Consider the following 14,415-nt stretch of genomic DNA (forward strand, 5'->3'; position numbering starts at 1 on the left):
ATGGCTTTTACCTTGCCTGCCTTGCCTTACGCCTACGATGCCCTCGAGCCGCACATCGATGCGCAGACCATGGAAATCCATTACACCAAGCATCACCAGACCTACATCAACAACCTCAACGCCGCCGTGGAAGGCACCGAGTTCGCCGAGTGGCCGGTGGAAAAACTCGTCGCCAGCGTGCAGCAACTGCCGGAAAAACTTCGCGCGGCGGTGATCAATCAGGGCGGCGGCCACGCCAACCATTCGCTGTTCTGGGAAGTGATGGTGCCCAACGGTGGCGGCAAGCCCAGCGGCGCGCTGGCCAAGGCCATCGACGAGCAACTGGGCGGACTCGACAGTTTCAAGGAAGCGTTCACCAAAGCCGCGCTGACCCGTTTTGGCAGCGGCTGGGCGTGGCTGAGCGTGACACCGGAGAAAAAACTGGTCGTGGAAAGCAGCGGCAACCAGGACAGCCCGTTGATGAACGGCAACACCCCGATCCTTGGCCTCGATGTCTGGGAGCACGCTTACTACCTGCGTTACCAGAACCGTCGCCCCGAATACATCAACGCGTTCTACAACGTGATCAACTGGCCGGAAGTTGCTGCGCGCTATCAGGCCGCACTGGTTTAAGCCTTCAATAAAAACAATCAGGGCTGACTATGGGCACGGAAACACTGGCGATTGGCAGCGGGCGCATGTTTCGTTACGCGGTGGGTTCGCTTTTGCTGTTGGCGGGTATGACTTTACTGGTCGCCCACGCTTTGCAATGGCTGAATCTGGAACCGAGGCTGTTACGTGCCTTGCAGGGCGGTGCCATCTGCGCCTTGGGCACGGCGCTTGGCGCGGTGCCGGTGCTGGTGATCCGGCGCATGCCGCAGGCACTCAGCGACACCTTGCTGGGATTTGGTGCCGGGGTGATGCTGGCGGCGACGGCGTTTTCGTTGATCGTGCCGGGCATAGCTGCAGCTGAGAGCCTTGGCCTGACGCCGTGGGCCGCCAGTGGCCTGATCTGCTTCGGCATCCTGCTCGGTGCGTTCGGTCTGTATCTGGTGGATCGGCGCATTTGCGGTGCCTCGCCGGAGATGCTCGTCGGCACGTTGGAGCATCCGGTGATTCCACCGCGAATCTGGCTGTTCGTGTTCGCCATCATCGCGCACAACATTCCGGAAGGCATGGCGGTTGGCGTATCTGCCGGAGGCGGGATGGCGGACGCCGACAGTCTGGCGATGGGCATTGCGTTGCAGGATGTGCCGGAAGGACTGGTGATTGCTCTGGTGCTGGCCGGGGCGGGAATGTCGCGGGTCAGAGCGTTTCTGATCGGCGCGGCGTCGGGGCTGGTCGAACCGATATTTGCGCTGCTGTGTGCGTGGCTCGTGAGTCTGGCTCAGGTGCTGTTGCCGTTGGGGCTGGCACTGGCGGCGGGGGCGATGTTGCTGGTGGTGACCCACGAAGTGATCCCGGAATCGCGCCGTCATGGGCATGACAAGCTGGCCAGTCTGGGCCTTCTGATCGGGTTTTGTCTGATGATGGTGATGGATACGGCGTTGGGGTGAATGGAGGCGAGGAACAGTGTCCCCGCCTCAAGGATTATTCACCTTCGTCGAAATACCTTTCGATCAGATCGACCAATGCGTCCATGGCTTCCTGAGCCTGTTCGCCTTCGGTGCTCAAATGGATCTTGGTGCCTTTACCCGCCGCGAGCATCATCATTGCCATGATGCTCTTGCCGTCGACAGTCGTTTCAGGTGTGCGTCCCACTCGGATCGTGCAGTCTGGATACTGACCCGCCACGCCGACAAATTTGGCCGATGCCCGGGCATGCAGGCCCAGCTTATTGATGATTTCGATTTCACGAGCAGGCATCGCGGTGTAAATCCTTTAGGTGAGGTCGCGGTGGCGAACCTGGACGTTCTTCAGGGTTTTCTGCAGGGCCTGACCCAGTCGTTCGGTCAGGTAGACGGAGCGGTGATGCCCGCCGGTGCAGCCAATGGCAATGGTGACGTAGGCGCGGTTGCTGGCGGCGAAGCGTGGCAGCCACTTGTTCAGGTAGGCGTAGATGTCCTGATACATTTCTTCGACATCCGGCTGCTGCGCCAGGTACTCGGCCACAGGGGCATCGAGGCCGGATTGCGCGCGCAGCTCCGGTTTCCAGTACGGATTGGGCAGGCAGCGCACGTCGAACACGAGGTCGGCGTCGACCGGCATGCCGCGCTTGAAGCCGAACGACTCGACCAGAAACGCCGTACCGGGCTCCGGTTGATTCAACAGGCGCAACTTCAAGGTGTCGCGCAGTTGATACAGATTCAGGCTGGTGGTGTTGATTTTCAGGTCGGCCAGATCGGCGATCGGACCAAGCAGGGCGGTTTCGTCGTGAATCGCCTCGGCCAGTGAGCGATTGGCGTTGCTCAGCGGGTGACGACGACGGGTCTCGGAAAAACGCTTGAGCAGGGTTTCTTCATCGGCGTCCAGGTACAGCACATCGCACTTGATATGCTTGGCACGCACGTCTTCGAGCAACTCAGGGAAACGTGACAGATGGCTGGGCAGGTTGCGCGCATCGATCGACACGGCGACCAGCGGCTGCGCCAGTTCTGTGTGAATCAGCGCTCGCTCGGCCAGTTCCGGCAGCAAACCGGCCGGCAGATTGTCGATGCAGTAGTAGCCGTTGTCCTCAAGGACATTCAGGGCGGTACTTTTACCCGAGCCCGAACGGCCACTGACAATGATCAAACGCATGATTAGTGCCCGTTCTGCTCGTCCAGTACGACCTGGTACAAGGCTTCATTGCTCGGAGCGCTGCGCAATTTGTCGCGCACTTCCTTGCGGTCGAGCATGCTGGCGATCTGGCGCAACAACTCCAGATGCGCGTCGGTTGCGGCTTCCGGGACCAGCAGTACGAACAACAGGTCCACCGGAGCGCCGTCGATGGCGTCGAAATCGATCGGGGCTTCGAGGTGCAGCAGGGCGCTCACTGGCCCCGCGCAGCCCTTGAGGCGGCAGTGGGGAATGGCGATGCCGTTGCCAAAACCGGTGGAGCCGAGTTTTTCACGGGCGATCAGCGCCTCGAAGACATCCTGCATCGCCAGATCCGGCACTTCGCGGTGGATCAGGTTGGCAATCTGTTCGAGGGCTTTTTTCTTGCTGCCGCCCGGCGCGTTCACTTGGGAACGGCCGGGGGTCAGGATGGTTTCAAGTCGGATCATGGATAGGGGTGTTAACGACCGGTCGCGCCCTGGAGGAGGCTCTGGGTCTTTTCCTTATGCTTTTTGAGTTGGCGATCCAGCTTGTCGGTAAGTGAGTCGATCGCAGCGTACATGTCGGTATCTTCTGCGTTTGCGACCACTTCACTGCCGGGAATATGCAAGGTGGCTTCGATCTTCTGTTTCAGCTTTTCGACGCACATCGTGACCTGCACGTTGGTGATCTTGTCGAAATGTCGCTCCAGTCGCTGGAGTTTTTCCTCGATGTAGGAACGCAGAGGTTGGGTCACTTCCAGTTGGTGTCCACTGATGTTGACTTGCATACAGCTTCTCCTTCGTTGCCAGTGCATAAAGCGGCAGGCCGAAAAGCCTGCCACTGGAACGCTGTAACGTGGCTTACATCAACCGCTTGCGTTCGCTCGAAGGCGCGATTCCGAGGGATTCGCGGTACTTGGCGACGGTGCGGCGAGCCACCTGAATGCCTTGTGCCTCCAGTAAACCAGCGATCTTGCTGTCACTCAACGGCTTTTTCTGATTTTCCGCAGCGACCAGTTTCTTGATGATCGCGCGGATCGCCGTGGACGAGCATTCGCCGCCTTCGGAGGTGCTGACGTGGCTGGAGAAAAAGTATTTCAGCTCATAAATACCGCGCGGGGTATGCATGAATTTTTGTGTGGTCACCCGGGAAATCGTCGATTCGTGCATGCCGACCGCTTCGGCGATGTCATGCAATACCAACGGCTTCATTGCTTCGTCGCCGTATTCGAGGAAGCCGCGCTGATGTTCGACGATCTGCGTGGCCACTTTCATCAGGGTTTCGTTGCGGCTCTGCAGGCTCTTGATGAACCAGCGGGCCTCCTGCAACTGGTTGCGCATGAAAGTGTTGTCGGCGCTGGTGTCGGCACGCTTCACAAACCCGGCGTACTGGGCGTTGACGCGCAGGCGAGGCACCGATTCCTGGTTCAGCTCGACCAGCCAGCGCTCGTTGTCCTTGCGCACGATCACGTCGGGAATCACGTATTCGGCTTCGGTCGACTCGATCTGTGAACCGGGACGCGGATTGAGGCTTTGCACCAGTTCGATGACCTGGCGCAGCTCGTCTTCCTTGAGCTTCATGCGCCGCATCAACTGGCTGTAATCGCGGCTGCCGAGCAGGTCGATGTAATCGGCGACCAGACGCTTGGCCTCGGTCAGCCACGGCGTCTTCGCGGGCAGCTGGCGCAATTGCAGCAGCAGGCATTCGCTGAGGTTGCGGGCGCCGATACCGGCGGGCTCGAATTGCTGGATGCGATGCAGGACGGCTTCGATTTCGTCGAGCTCGATGTCCAGTTCCGGGTCGAACGCTTCAAGAATTTCTTCGAGTGTTTCGTCCAGATAGCCCTGATTGTTGATGCAGTCGATCAGGGTCACGGCGATCAGGCGATCGGTGTCGGACATCGGCGCCAGGTTCAGTTGCCAGAGCAGATGACTCTGCAGGCTCTCGCCGGCCGACGTGCGGGTGGTGAAATCCCACTCATCGTCATCGCTGCTGGGCAGGCTGCTGGCGCTGGTCTGGTAAACGTCTTCCCAGGCAGTATCCACTGGCAGTTCGTTGGGGATGCGCTCGTTCCAATCGCCATCCTCGAGGTTATCCACCGTCGGGGCGGTTTCCTGGTAGGAGGGTTCCTGGATTTCGGCGGGCTTCTGTTCGGCGTTGTCGGCCAGCGGATCGGCATTGTCGAAGTCGTCGCCTTCTTCCTGGCGCTCGAGCATCGGATTGGATTCCAGAGCCTCCTGGATCTCCTGTTGCAGGTCCAGGGTCGACAATTGGAGAAGGCGGATGGCCTGTTGCAGCTGCGGTGTCATCGTCAGCTGCTGGCCCATTCTCAAGACTAGCGATGGTTTCATGGCAGGGGCTTAACACCTTATTCGCCGGCGCTTTGCGCCATCCACTACAGGGCGCCGAAGCGCCAAACTTAAGCAAATTATATGCCTGAAACTGAAGTGTTTGCCTAGAGCGCTGTAACAATTAAAGCGGATAAATGCGCCTTGAATCGATACAGCGCTGTCGCGCTTACAGGCGGAACTCGTGACCCAGATACACTTCCTTGACCAGATCGTTGGCCAGGATGGTCTCGGCATCGCCTTCAGCGATCAGTTGACCGTCGTTGACGATGTAAGCGGTTTCGCAGATATCCAGCGTCTCACGCACGTTGTGGTCGGTGATCAGCACGCCGATGCCCTTGGCCTTGAGGTGATGGATGATCTGCTTGATGTCGCCGACCGAGATCGGGTCGACACCGGCGAACGGTTCGTCGAGCAGGATGAACTTGGGTGCAGTGGCCAGGGCGCGAGCGATTTCCACCCGGCGACGCTCACCGCCGGACAGGCTCATGCCGAGGTTGTCGCGGATGTGGCTGATGTGGAATTCCTGCAGCAGGCTTTCCAGCTCCTTGCGACGACCGGCCTTGTCCAGCTCCGGGCGGGTCTCGAGGATCGCCATGATGTTGTCGGCGACCGACAGTTTACGGAAGATCGACGCTTCTTGCGGCAGATAGCCGATACCGGCCTTGGCGCGGCCGTGCATCGGCTGGTGGCTGACGTCCAGATCATCGATCAGCACACGGCCCTGATCTGCCTGCACCAGGCCAACGATCATGTAGAAGCACGTAGTCTTGCCGGCGCCGTTCGGGCCGAGCAAGCCGACGATCTGCCCGCTGTCGATCGACAGGCTGACGTCACGCACGACCTGGCGGCTTTTATAGGCCTTGGCCAGGTGCTGAGCTTTCAGAGTTGCCATTACTGGGATTTCTCTTCGGTTTTCTTCTTCGGCTGGATCACCATGTCGATGCGCGGACGCGATTCGGTGACCTTGCTGCCCGTGGCGCGACCGGCGCTGGCCAGCTTCTTCACGGTGTCGTAGACGATTTTTTCGCCCTGGGTGACGTTGTTATCCTTGTCGATAACCTTGGCCTTGTCGATCAGCACCACCCGGTTCTGCTGGGCGTGGTATTGAATCGTCACGCCGTAGCCCTTGACCGGGTTGGCGTCGCCCTGGGTCTGCAACTGCTCGAAGTAAGCCAGGTTGCCTACCGAGGTCACCACGTCGATGTCGCCATTGGGCGCGCGCGTCATGGTCACGGTGTTGCCTTTAACGATCATCGAGCCTTGGGTAATGATCACGTCACCTTTATAGGTGGCGATGCCATTCTTGTCGTCCAGTTGGGCGTCGTCGGCCTGAATGCGGATAGGCTGCTGCTGATCGTTCGGCAGGGACCAGGCGCTCGCGCTTCCCAGTGCTGCGCCCAGACTGAGCAAAATAGGGAGGGTTTTAACGAGCCTCATACTGTCCTCTTACGTTCGATTGCAGGTGTATCCTGCTGTCCTTCAGGTACGCTTTCATTCCGACGCCAGTCGATACGCCGCCAGCGCCCTCGATTCTAACGGGTTGCGCGGTCTGCGCATATTCTTGCTGCGGGAACACGGTCATGCGGGTGCTGGTGATCAGGGTTCCGCGCTGTTTCTCATCGGTGCGCTGTACGCGTACCGAATCGATCAATTCAACTTCGGTGCCGCCCGAATTCACTTCGCCGCGCTCGCTGGTCACGTGCCACGGGAAGTCGGTGCCGCGGTACATGTTCAAATCAGGCTTGGTTACCAGAGTGACATCGGTGGCCTTGACGTGCTCGGCCTTGTCGGAGGTCATCTCGTACTGCACCTTGCCGTCGGGCAGGTATTGAATGGTGTGCGTGTTGGTCGCGTACCAGTCGATCGGATTCTCGGCGGCCGAGACCGGCGGCTTGTCGAGGAAGCGCTCAGGGCTGATGTTCCAGTAGCCCACCGCAGCGAAAATCGCCGCGATGCAGCCGAACAGCAGGAAATTGCGAAACTTTTTGCTAAACATGGTCAGGCTCACAGGTACGCGGCGTTGGCCGCTTCGAGGCGGCCCTGGGCGCGCAGGATCAATTCGCAGAATTCGCGGGCGGCACCTTCGCCGCCACGGGCGCAGGTAACGCCGTGGGCGTGTTCGCGGACGAAATCGGCAGCGTTGGCCACCGCCATGCCCAGCCCTACACGGCGGATCACCGGCAAGTCTGGCAGATCGTCACCGAGATAGGCGACTTCTTCATAGCTTAGGCCCAGTTGCGCGAGCAGACCGTCGAGTACCACCAGTTTGTCCTCGCGCCCCTGAAACAGATGCGGGATGCCGAGGTTTTTCGCGCGGCGCTCGACCACCGGGGTCTTGCGACCACTGATGATCGCCGTCTGCACGCCGGCATTCATCAGCATCTTGATGCCCTGGCCGTCGAGCGTGTTGAAGGTCTTGAACTCGCTGCCGTCTTCGAGGAAGTACAGGCGCCCGTCGGTGAGCACACCGTCGACGTCGAACACTGCCAGTTTGATCGCTTTGCCGCGTTGCAGCAGATCGTTGCTCATTACATGACTCCTGCGCGCAGCAGATCGGAGAGGTTGAAGGCGCCGATCGGGCGATCCTCCTCGTCGACGACTACCAGGGCGTTGATTCGATGGTCTTCCATGATTTTCAGGGCTTCGGCGGCGAGCATGTCGGGCCGGGCGGTCTTGCCGTGTGCAGTCATCACCTGGTCGATGGTGGCGCTGCGGATGTCGATGGCGCGATCCAGCGTGCGGCGCAAATCACCGTCGGTGAAGATCCCGGCGAGCTTGCCATCGGCCTCAATAATAGCGGTCATGCCCAGACCCTTGCGGGTCATTTCCATCAGCGCGTCCTTGAGCAGGGTACCGCGTTGTACCTGCGGCAGCTCCTGTCCGGCGTGCATGACGTTTTCGACTTTCAGCAGCAGGCGACGGCCAAGGGCACCGCCCGGATGCGAGAACGCGAAATCTTCAGCGGTGAAACCACGAGCTTCCAGCAGCGCCACGGCCAGGGCATCGCCCATGACCAGTGCGGCCGTGGTCGAAGAGGTCGGTGCCAGATTCAGCGGGCAGGCTTCGTGCTCGACATGCACATTGAGATTGACCTCGGCAGCCTTCGCCAATGGCGACTGTGGATTGCCGGTGACGCTGATCAGCTGGATACCCAGGCGTTTGATCAATGGCAGCAGCGTTACGATTTCGTTGGTCGAGCCGGAGTTCGACAGGGCCAGAATCACATCGTCGCGGGTGATCATGCCCATGTCGCCGTGGCTGGCTTCGGCCGGATGCACAAAAAACGCCGGAGTGCCGGTGCTGGCCAGGGTGGCGGCGATCTTGTTGCCGATGTGCCCGGATTTGCCCATGCCGACTACGACCACACGGCCCTTGCTGGCCAGAATCATCTCGCAAGCGCGTACGAAATCGGCGTCGATATGGGCCATCAAGCCTTGGACGGCTTCCACTTCGAGGCGGATGGTGCGTTGTGCCGATTGAATCAGGTCGCGGGTTTTGCTCATGTCAGAATCGTATGGGCCGATGAAAAGGCGGCGATTATAGCGGGTATGTGGCAAAGCCTCACGCAAGTTCGACGTGCTTTGTCATTACTGGTTACCAAAACCCTCTGAAAGTCGCTCAGGCCCTCTTCAGTCGGCGATCTTGGCCGGGTTCTCGCTTGGGCGCTCAGCCTTTGCAGTGATATAGTTCGCCGCCAGTTCGGCCTGCCCGGGATGCAGGTGTTTCCGAGGAAAGTCTGGCATCCCAGTGAGAGGCTGCATCGCAAGGAGTTTAGATGAGTGCCGATAACGCCTACGCGGTCGAGCTGAAGGGAGTCTCCTTCAAGCGCGGTGCGCGGAGCATTTTCAATAACGTCGATATCCGCATCCCGCGCGGCAAGGTCACCGGCATCATGGGGCCTTCCGGCTGCGGCAAGACCACGCTGCTGCGCCTGATGGGCGCGCAGTTGCGGCCGTCCGGCGGCGAAGTCTGGGTCAACGGGCAGAACCTGCCGACGCTGTCGCGCAGTGATCTGTTCGATGCGCGCAAGCACATGGGCGTGCTGTTTCAGAGCGGTGCGCTGTTCACTGACCTCGATGTGTTCGAGAACGTGGCCTTTCCGCTGCGGGTGCACACGCAACTGCCGGAAGACATGATTCGCGACATCGTCCTGCTGAAATTGCAGGCCGTGGGGCTGCGTGGCGCCATCGACCTGATGCCGGACGAACTGTCCGGCGGCATGAAGCGCCGCGTGGCGCTGGCCCGGGCGATTGCCCTCGATCCGCAAATTCTCATGTACGACGAGCCCTTCGTGGGCCAGGACCCGATCGCCATGGGCGTGCTGGTGCGCCTGATCCGCCTGCTCAACGATGCACTGGGAATCACCAGCATCGTGGTCTCGCACGACCTGGCGGAAACGGCGAGCATTGCCGACTACATCTATGTCGTGGGCGATGGTCAGGTGCTGGGGCAGGGCACGCCGGATGAGCTGATGAATTCGGATGACCCGCGTATCCGTCAGTTCATGACCGGTGATCCCGATGGCCCGGTGCCGTATCACTTTCCAGCGACGGATTACCGCGCAGATCTTCTGGGGAAGCGTTGATGCGCAGAATTTCATTGATGGAACGCGTGCGTCGGTTCGGCGAATCGGCGATCGACGCGGTCGCGGTGTTTGGTCGGGCGACCCTGTTCCTGTTTCACGCCCTGCTGGGCCGTGGCGGTATCAGCGGTGGTTTTGGCCTGTTGGTCAAGCAGCTGCATTCGGTCGGCGTCATGTCGCTGGTGATCATCGTGGTCTCCGGCATTTTCATCGGCATGGTCCTGGCGCTGCAGGGCTTCAGCATTCTTTCCAGCTATGGTTCAGAGCAGGCTGTAGGGCAGATGGTCGCCCTGACGCTGCTGCGTGAACTGGGGCCGGTGGTCACGGCGTTGCTGTTTGCCGGGCGGGCCGGTTCGGCGTTGACCGCCGAAATCGGCAACATGAAATCCACCGAGCAGCTGTCCAGTCTGGAAATGATCGGTGTCGATCCGCTCAAGTACATCATTGCTCCGCGCCTGTGGGCCGGCTTCATTTCCCTGCCGGTGCTGGCGATGATTTTCAGCGTCGTCGGCATCTGGGGCGGTTCGTGGGTGGCGGTCGACTGGCTGGGCGTCTACGAAGGCTCGTACTGGGCGAACATGCAGAACAGCGTCAACTTCACCAGTGATGTGCTCAATGGCGTGATCAAGAGTGTCGTTTTCGCCTTTGTCGTGACCTGGATCGCCGTATTCCAAGGCTATGACTGTGAACCCACTTCCGAGGGAATCAGTCGTGCCACCACCAAGACCGTGGTGTTTGCCTCGCTGGCAGTGCTCGGTCTGGACTTTATTCTGACCGCTTTGATGTTTGGAGATTTCTGATGCAAAACCGCACCCTGGAAATCGGTGTCGGCCTGTTCCTGCTGGCAGGGATCCTGGCTTTGCTGCTGCTCGCCTTGCGCGTCAGCGGCCTGTCTCCGACTTCGTCCACCGACACTTACAAGTTGTATGCGTATTTCGACAATATCGCCGGTCTGACGGTCAGAGCCAAAGTGACCATGGCCGGTGTGACCATCGGCAAGGTCACCGCAATCGATCTGGATCGCGACAGCTTCACCGGTCGGGTCACGCTGCAAGTGGATAAAAAGGTCGACAACCTGCCGGTCGATTCGACTGCATCTATCCTCACCGCGGGTCTGCTGGGCGAGAAATACATCGGTATCAGCGTCGGCGGTGAAGACACCCAGTTGAAAGACGGTGGAACCATCCACGACACGCAGTCGTCACTGGTACTGGAAGACCTGATCGGTAAATTCCTGCTCAATACCGTTAGCAAAGACGCCAAATGAGGAGCTTTTGAATGATCTCTATCTTGCGACGTGGCCTGTTGGTGTTGCTCGCGGCCCTGCCGTTGATGGCTAACGCTGCACCGGGGCAATCGGCTCATGACCTGATTCAGGACACCACGAACCGGATGCTTGCCGACTTGCAGGCAAACAAAGAGAAGTACAAGCAGGATCCGCAGGATTTCTATGCGGCGCTCAACAACATTGTGGGGCCGGTGGTGGATGCCGAGGGCATCTCCAAAAGCATCATGACCGTGAAGTATTCGCGCAAGGCCACGCCTGAGCAGATGCAGCGCTTTCAGGAAAACTTCAAGCGCGGTCTGTTCCAGTTCTATGGCAACGCTCTGCTGGAATACAACAACCAGGGCATCACGGTTGACCCGGCCAAAGACGAATCGGGCGACCGCACCAGCGTCAACATGACCGTCAAAGGCAGCAATGGCGCGATCTATCCGGTGCAGTACACGCTTGAGAAGATCAGCGGCGAGTGGAAACTGCGCAACGTGATCATCAACGGCATCAACATCGGCAAGCTGTTCCGTGACCAGTTCGCCGACGCCATGCAACGCAATGGCAACGATCTGGACAAGACCATCGATGGCTGGGCCGGTGAAGTGGCCAAGGCCAAGCAGGAAACCGACAAAGCCGCCGCGAAGCCAGCGCAATGAGTGAGGCGGCAGTTCGTATGAGTGATGTCGACGAGCTGGTGCTCAGCGGCGTGCTGGATTACCGCACCGGGCCTGAGCTGCGCAAGGAAGGGCAGGCGCTGATCAAGTCGAGCAAGGCGTCCGCGCTGGTCATCGATTGTTCGGCGGTGCAGAAGTCCAGCAGCGTCGGCCTGTCGTTGCTGCTGTGCTTCATGCGCGATGCCCAGGCGGCCGGCAAGGCCGTCAGCATCCGTGCGATGCCTGAAGACATGCGCGAAATCGCTCAGGTCAGTGAACTGACCGAGCTGTTGGCGCAACCCTGAACCATCATCTACAAAGAAGCCCCCCGTCAGAGTCCTGCGTTGCGGGGTTCGCAGGCGCGGGGCTTTTTTGTATGATGTCCGACCCGTGCGCACAGGGCGCCGATTGAGGTTGAGCATGCAGGCCGTAGAAGTGAAGAGCTTCCTTGAAGGAAAGCTGCCAGGAACGCTGGTAGAAGTTGAGGGCGAAGGCTGCAACTTCCAGCTGAACGTGATTAGCGATGAACTGGCGGCGTTGAGCCCGGTGAAGCGTCAGCAGCAGGTCTATGCCCATTTGAACCCATGGATCACCGATGGCAGCATCCATGCGGTCACTATGAAATTTTTCAGCCGCGCGGCCTGGGCCGAGCGCACCTGAGCCCTAGGGCGTCGAGATACTAATGGATAAATTGATTATTACCGGTGGCGCTCGTCTTGATGGCGAGATCCGCATTTCCGGCGCGAAGAACTCCGCCCTGCCGATTCTGGCCGCGACCTTGCTGTGCGATGGCCCGGTCACCGTTGGCAACCTGCCGCACCTGCACGACATCACCACCATGATCGAGCTGTTCGGGCGCATGGGCATTGAGCCGGTAATCGACGAGAAGCTCAGCGTCGAAATCGACCCGCGCACCATCAAGACCCTGATCGCGCCGTACGAACTGGTGAAAACCATGCGTGCGTCGATCCTTGTGCTCGGCCCGATGGTCGCGCGTTTCGGTGAAGCCGAAGTCGCACTGCCTGGCGGTTGCGCCATCGGTTCGCGTCCGGTCGACCTGCACATCCGCGGTCTGGAAGCCATGGGCGCGGTCATCGACGTCGAAGGCGGCTACATCAAGGCCAAGGCACCTGAAGGTGGCTTGCGCGGCGCGCACTTCTTCTTCGACACCGTCAGCGTGACCGGTACCGAGAACATCATGATGGCCGCTGCACTGGCCAAAGGCCGCAGCGTGTTGCAGAACGCCGCGCGCGAACCTGAAGTAGTCGACCTGGCGAACTTCCTCAATGCCATGGGCGCCAAGGTTTCCGGCGCCGGCACCGACACCATCACTATCGATGGCGTCGAGCGTCTGGGTTCGGCGTTCTACAAGGTCATGCCTGACCGTATCGAAACCGGCACCTATCTGGTCGCTGCTGCCGTGACCGGTGGCCGCGTCAAGGTCAAGGACACCGATCCGACCATTCTCGAAGCGGTACTGGAAAAGCTCCGTGAAGCCGGTGCGGAAATCACCTGCGGTGAAGACTGGATCGAGCTGAACATGCACGGCAAGCGCCCGAAGGCGGTCAACGTGCGCACCGCGCCGTACCCGGCGTTCCCGACCGACATGCAGGCCCAGTTCATCTCGCTCAACGCCATTGCCGAAGGTACTGGTGCGGTGATCGAGACAATCTTCGAAAACCGTTTCATGCACGTGTACGAGCTGCACCGCATGGGCGCGCACATCCAGGTTGAAGGCAACACTGCCATCGTCACCGGTATCGAGAAGCTCAAGGGCGCGCCAGTCATGGCCACCGACCTGCGTGCATCGGCCAGTCTGGTGATCTCGGCGCTGGTTGCCGAAGGCGACACGCTGATCGACCGCATCTACCACATAGACCGTGGTTACGAGTGCATCGAAGAAAAACTGCAAATGCTGGGTGCCAAGATCCGTCGCGTTCCGGGCTGATCGCTGCATCGGGACACAGGGACGTGTCCGCTGAATTCGTTTCGAGTCGAGGGTGTACGCACCCTCGATGTGTGTCCGGCGCCGATTGCGACCGGGCATGAGTACCTTGATAAGGACTGACGTTTCCCATGTTGACCATCGCACTGTCCAAGGGCCGCATCCTTGACGACACTCTGCCGCTTCTCGCTGAAGCGGGCATCGTGCCGACCGAGAATCCGGACAAGAGCCGCAAGCTGATCATTCCCACGACCCAGGACGACGTGCGTCTGCTGATCGTGCGTGCCACCGACGTGCCGACCTATGTCGAGCATGGCGCGGCCGACCTCGGCGTCGCCGGTAAGGACGTGCTGATGGAATACAGCGGCCAGGGCCTCTACGAGCCGCTGGACCTGCAGATCGCCCAGTGCAAGTTGATGACCGCCGGCAAGATCGGCGCAGCCGAGCCCAAGGGCCGTCTGCGCGTGGCGACCAAGTTCGTCAACGTTGCCAAGCGTTATTACGCCGAGCAGGGCCGTCAGGTCGACATCATCAAGCTGTACGGCTCGATGGAGCTGGCGCCGCTGATCGGGCTGGCCGACAAGATCATCGACGTGGTCGACACCGGCAACACCCTGCGCGCCAACGGCCTGGAGCCACAGGAACTGATCGCCACGATCAGCTCGCGTCTGGTCGTCAACAAGGCTTCAATGAAAATGCAGCACGCCCGAATCCAGGCGTTGATCGACACCCTGCGCAACGCAGTGGAATCGCGACACCGCGGCTGATCTACCAGCGCGGCCCGAGGCCGCGCCGTCTATCCGCCTCATAGCCAGAATTCTCAGGTGCCCAAGCGGATCGAATGCTAGTTTCGGGCGCCTGAGTTTTTTGCCAATTCCTATGAGGCTCTC

The 14,415-nt window shown here is 60.0% G+C and carries 20 protein-coding genes; 10 read left to right on the plus strand and 10 right to left on the minus strand.

Going from position 1 to position 14,415, the window contains the following annotated elements; genetic code table 11:
• Window positions 1-612, plus strand: a complete 612-nt coding sequence (locus tag ASG55_RS00675; RefSeq protein WP_056782938.1) for a superoxide dismutase — start codon at window positions 1-3, stop codon at window positions 610-612.
• Between the two features lie 29 nt (window positions 613-641).
• Window positions 642-1,535: a ZIP family metal transporter gene (locus ASG55_RS00680; RefSeq protein ID WP_041477976.1), complete on the plus strand. Its 894-nt coding sequence runs from the start codon at window positions 642-644 to the stop codon at window positions 1,533-1,535.
• Between the two features lie 34 nt (window positions 1,536-1,569).
• Here the strand turns inward: ASG55_RS00680 and ASG55_RS00685 are convergent, their stop codons facing one another.
• The 10 genes from ASG55_RS00685 to ASG55_RS00730 form a co-directional block, all read right to left on the minus strand.
• Entirely contained in the window at window positions 1,570-1,845 is a 276-nt protein-coding gene (locus tag ASG55_RS00685) for an HPr family phosphocarrier protein (protein WP_016771685.1), read from the minus strand.
• 15 nt (window positions 1,846-1,860) lie between these two features.
• Window positions 1,861-2,718 carry an RNase adapter RapZ gene (gene rapZ / locus ASG55_RS00690; protein WP_016771684.1) on the minus strand — a complete coding sequence of 286 codons (858 nt, stop codon included), beginning with the start codon at window positions 2,716-2,718 and terminating at the stop codon, window positions 1,861-1,863.
• Between the two features lie 2 nt (window positions 2,719-2,720).
• Window positions 2,721-3,185, minus strand: a complete 465-nt coding sequence (gene ptsN / locus ASG55_RS00695; protein WP_041477978.1) for a PTS IIA-like nitrogen regulatory protein PtsN — start codon at window positions 3,183-3,185, stop codon at window positions 2,721-2,723.
• Window positions 3,186-3,196: 11 nt separating this feature from the next.
• Window positions 3,197-3,505 (minus strand): ribosome hibernation-promoting factor, HPF/YfiA family, encoded by a 309-nt coding sequence (gene hpf, locus ASG55_RS00700; protein WP_007912419.1) that lies wholly within the window; start codon window positions 3,503-3,505, stop codon window positions 3,197-3,199.
• 73 nt (window positions 3,506-3,578) lie between these two features.
• Window positions 3,579-5,069: an RNA polymerase factor sigma-54 gene (locus ASG55_RS00705; RefSeq protein WP_041477979.1), complete on the minus strand. Its 1,491-nt coding sequence runs from the start codon at window positions 5,067-5,069 to the stop codon at window positions 3,579-3,581.
• A gap of 166 nt (window positions 5,070-5,235) precedes the next feature.
• The gene (lptB, locus tag ASG55_RS00710) at window positions 5,236-5,961 is read right to left on the minus strand and encodes an LPS export ABC transporter ATP-binding protein (protein ID WP_024011621.1); all 726 of its coding nucleotides are present in this window, start codon (window positions 5,959-5,961) and stop codon (window positions 5,236-5,238) included.
• Entirely contained in the window at window positions 5,961-6,506 is a 546-nt protein-coding gene (gene lptA / locus ASG55_RS00715; RefSeq protein WP_016771679.1) for a lipopolysaccharide transport periplasmic protein LptA, read from the minus strand. The genes lptB and lptA overlap by 1 nt, the downstream gene beginning before the upstream one ends.
• Window positions 6,493-7,065 (minus strand): LPS export ABC transporter periplasmic protein LptC, encoded by a 573-nt coding sequence (gene lptC / locus ASG55_RS00720; protein ID WP_024011622.1) that lies wholly within the window; start codon window positions 7,063-7,065, stop codon window positions 6,493-6,495. Before lptC ends, lptA begins: the two co-directional genes overlap by 14 nt.
• An 8-nt stretch (window positions 7,066-7,073) precedes the next feature.
• Window positions 7,074-7,598: a KdsC family phosphatase gene (locus ASG55_RS00725; RefSeq protein ID WP_056782939.1), complete on the minus strand. Its 525-nt coding sequence runs from the start codon at window positions 7,596-7,598 to the stop codon at window positions 7,074-7,076.
• Complete coding sequence (locus ASG55_RS00730) at window positions 7,598-8,572, minus strand: KpsF/GutQ family sugar-phosphate isomerase (protein ID WP_024011623.1); 975 nt, start codon at window positions 8,570-8,572, stop codon at window positions 7,598-7,600. The genes ASG55_RS00725 and ASG55_RS00730 overlap by 1 nt, the downstream gene beginning before the upstream one ends.
• 272 nt (window positions 8,573-8,844) lie before the next feature.
• On the opposite strand from ASG55_RS00730, the gene ASG55_RS00735 reads away from it, so the two are divergent.
• From ASG55_RS00735 to hisG, 8 genes are all read left to right on the plus strand, one after another.
• A complete protein-coding gene (locus tag ASG55_RS00735) occupies window positions 8,845-9,654 on the plus strand; it encodes an ATP-binding cassette domain-containing protein (RefSeq protein WP_056782943.1) in 810 nt (269 codons plus the stop codon).
• Window positions 9,654-10,451, plus strand: a complete 798-nt coding sequence (mlaE, locus tag ASG55_RS00740) for a lipid asymmetry maintenance ABC transporter permease subunit MlaE (RefSeq protein ID WP_016771674.1) — start codon at window positions 9,654-9,656, stop codon at window positions 10,449-10,451. Before ASG55_RS00735 ends, mlaE begins: the two co-directional genes overlap by 1 nt.
• Window positions 10,451-10,918, plus strand: a complete 468-nt coding sequence (gene mlaD, locus ASG55_RS00745; protein WP_016771673.1) for an outer membrane lipid asymmetry maintenance protein MlaD — start codon at window positions 10,451-10,453, stop codon at window positions 10,916-10,918. The genes mlaE and mlaD overlap by 1 nt, the downstream gene beginning before the upstream one ends.
• A gap of 11 nt (window positions 10,919-10,929) precedes the next feature.
• Window positions 10,930-11,583: an MlaC/ttg2D family ABC transporter substrate-binding protein gene (locus ASG55_RS00750; RefSeq protein WP_056782946.1), complete on the plus strand. Its 654-nt coding sequence runs from the start codon at window positions 10,930-10,932 to the stop codon at window positions 11,581-11,583.
• Window positions 11,580-11,885, plus strand: coding sequence for an STAS domain-containing protein (locus ASG55_RS00755; protein ID WP_056782947.1), 306 nt, complete (start codon window positions 11,580-11,582; stop codon window positions 11,883-11,885). Before ASG55_RS00750 ends, ASG55_RS00755 begins: the two co-directional genes overlap by 4 nt.
• A gap of 115 nt (window positions 11,886-12,000) precedes the next feature.
• Window positions 12,001-12,240 (plus strand): BolA family protein, encoded by a 240-nt coding sequence (locus tag ASG55_RS00760; protein WP_016771670.1) that lies wholly within the window; start codon window positions 12,001-12,003, stop codon window positions 12,238-12,240.
• 22 nt (window positions 12,241-12,262) lie between these two features.
• Window positions 12,263-13,528 (plus strand): UDP-N-acetylglucosamine 1-carboxyvinyltransferase, encoded by a 1,266-nt coding sequence (gene murA / locus ASG55_RS00765; RefSeq protein ID WP_016771669.1) that lies wholly within the window; start codon window positions 12,263-12,265, stop codon window positions 13,526-13,528.
• 128 nt (window positions 13,529-13,656) lie between these two features.
• Window positions 13,657-14,292, plus strand: coding sequence for an ATP phosphoribosyltransferase (hisG, locus tag ASG55_RS00770; RefSeq protein WP_016771668.1), 636 nt, complete (start codon window positions 13,657-13,659; stop codon window positions 14,290-14,292).
• Window positions 14,293-14,415: the final 123 nt, after the last annotated feature.

It is taken from the genome of Pseudomonas sp. Leaf434 (genome assembly GCF_001425545.1).
Classification (GTDB): domain Bacteria; phylum Pseudomonadota; class Gammaproteobacteria; order Pseudomonadales; family Pseudomonadaceae; genus Aquipseudomonas; species Aquipseudomonas siliginis.

Coding starts and splice junctions, on each gene's coding strand:
- ASG55_RS00705 (WP_041477979.1), bottom strand. CDS start 5,069: ATGAAACCATCGCTAGTCTTGAGAATGGGCCAGCAGCTGACGATGACA.
- ASG55_RS00725 (WP_056782939.1), bottom strand. CDS start 7,598: ATGAGCAACGATCTGCTGCAACGCGGCAAAGCGATCAAACTGGCAGTG.
- mlaD (WP_016771673.1), top strand. CDS start 10,451: ATGCAAAACCGCACCCTGGAAATCGGTGTCGGCCTGTTCCTGCTGGCA.
- lptA (WP_016771679.1), bottom strand. CDS start 6,506: ATGAGGCTCGTTAAAACCCTCCCTATTTTGCTCAGTCTGGGCGCAGCA.
- murA (WP_016771669.1), top strand. CDS start 12,263: ATGGATAAATTGATTATTACCGGTGGCGCTCGTCTTGATGGCGAGATC.
- lptC (WP_024011622.1), bottom strand. CDS start 7,065: ATGTTTAGCAAAAAGTTTCGCAATTTCCTGCTGTTCGGCTGCATCGCG.
- ASG55_RS00730 (WP_024011623.1), bottom strand. CDS start 8,572: ATGAGCAAAACCCGCGACCTGATTCAATCGGCACAACGCACCATCCGC.
- mlaE (WP_016771674.1), top strand. CDS start 9,654: ATGCGCAGAATTTCATTGATGGAACGCGTGCGTCGGTTCGGCGAATCG.
- rapZ (WP_016771684.1), bottom strand. CDS start 2,718: ATGCGTTTGATCATTGTCAGTGGCCGTTCGGGCTCGGGTAAAAGTACC.
- hisG (WP_016771668.1), top strand. CDS start 13,657: ATGTTGACCATCGCACTGTCCAAGGGCCGCATCCTTGACGACACTCTG.
- ASG55_RS00755 (WP_056782947.1), top strand. CDS start 11,580: ATGAGTGAGGCGGCAGTTCGTATGAGTGATGTCGACGAGCTGGTGCTC.
- hpf (WP_007912419.1), bottom strand. CDS start 3,505: ATGCAAGTCAACATCAGTGGACACCAACTGGAAGTGACCCAACCTCTG.
- ASG55_RS00735 (WP_056782943.1), top strand. CDS start 8,845: ATGAGTGCCGATAACGCCTACGCGGTCGAGCTGAAGGGAGTCTCCTTC.
- ptsN (WP_041477978.1), bottom strand. CDS start 3,185: ATGATCCGACTTGAAACCATCCTGACCCCCGGCCGTTCCCAAGTGAAC.
- ASG55_RS00760 (WP_016771670.1), top strand. CDS start 12,001: ATGCAGGCCGTAGAAGTGAAGAGCTTCCTTGAAGGAAAGCTGCCAGGA.
- ASG55_RS00750 (WP_056782946.1), top strand. CDS start 10,930: ATGATCTCTATCTTGCGACGTGGCCTGTTGGTGTTGCTCGCGGCCCTG.
- ASG55_RS00685 (WP_016771685.1), bottom strand. CDS start 1,845: ATGCCTGCTCGTGAAATCGAAATCATCAATAAGCTGGGCCTGCATGCC.
- ASG55_RS00675 (WP_056782938.1), top strand. CDS start 1: ATGGCTTTTACCTTGCCTGCCTTGCCTTACGCCTACGATGCCCTCGAG.
- ASG55_RS00680 (WP_041477976.1), top strand. CDS start 642: ATGGGCACGGAAACACTGGCGATTGGCAGCGGGCGCATGTTTCGTTAC.
- lptB (WP_024011621.1), bottom strand. CDS start 5,961: ATGGCAACTCTGAAAGCTCAGCACCTGGCCAAGGCCTATAAAAGCCGC.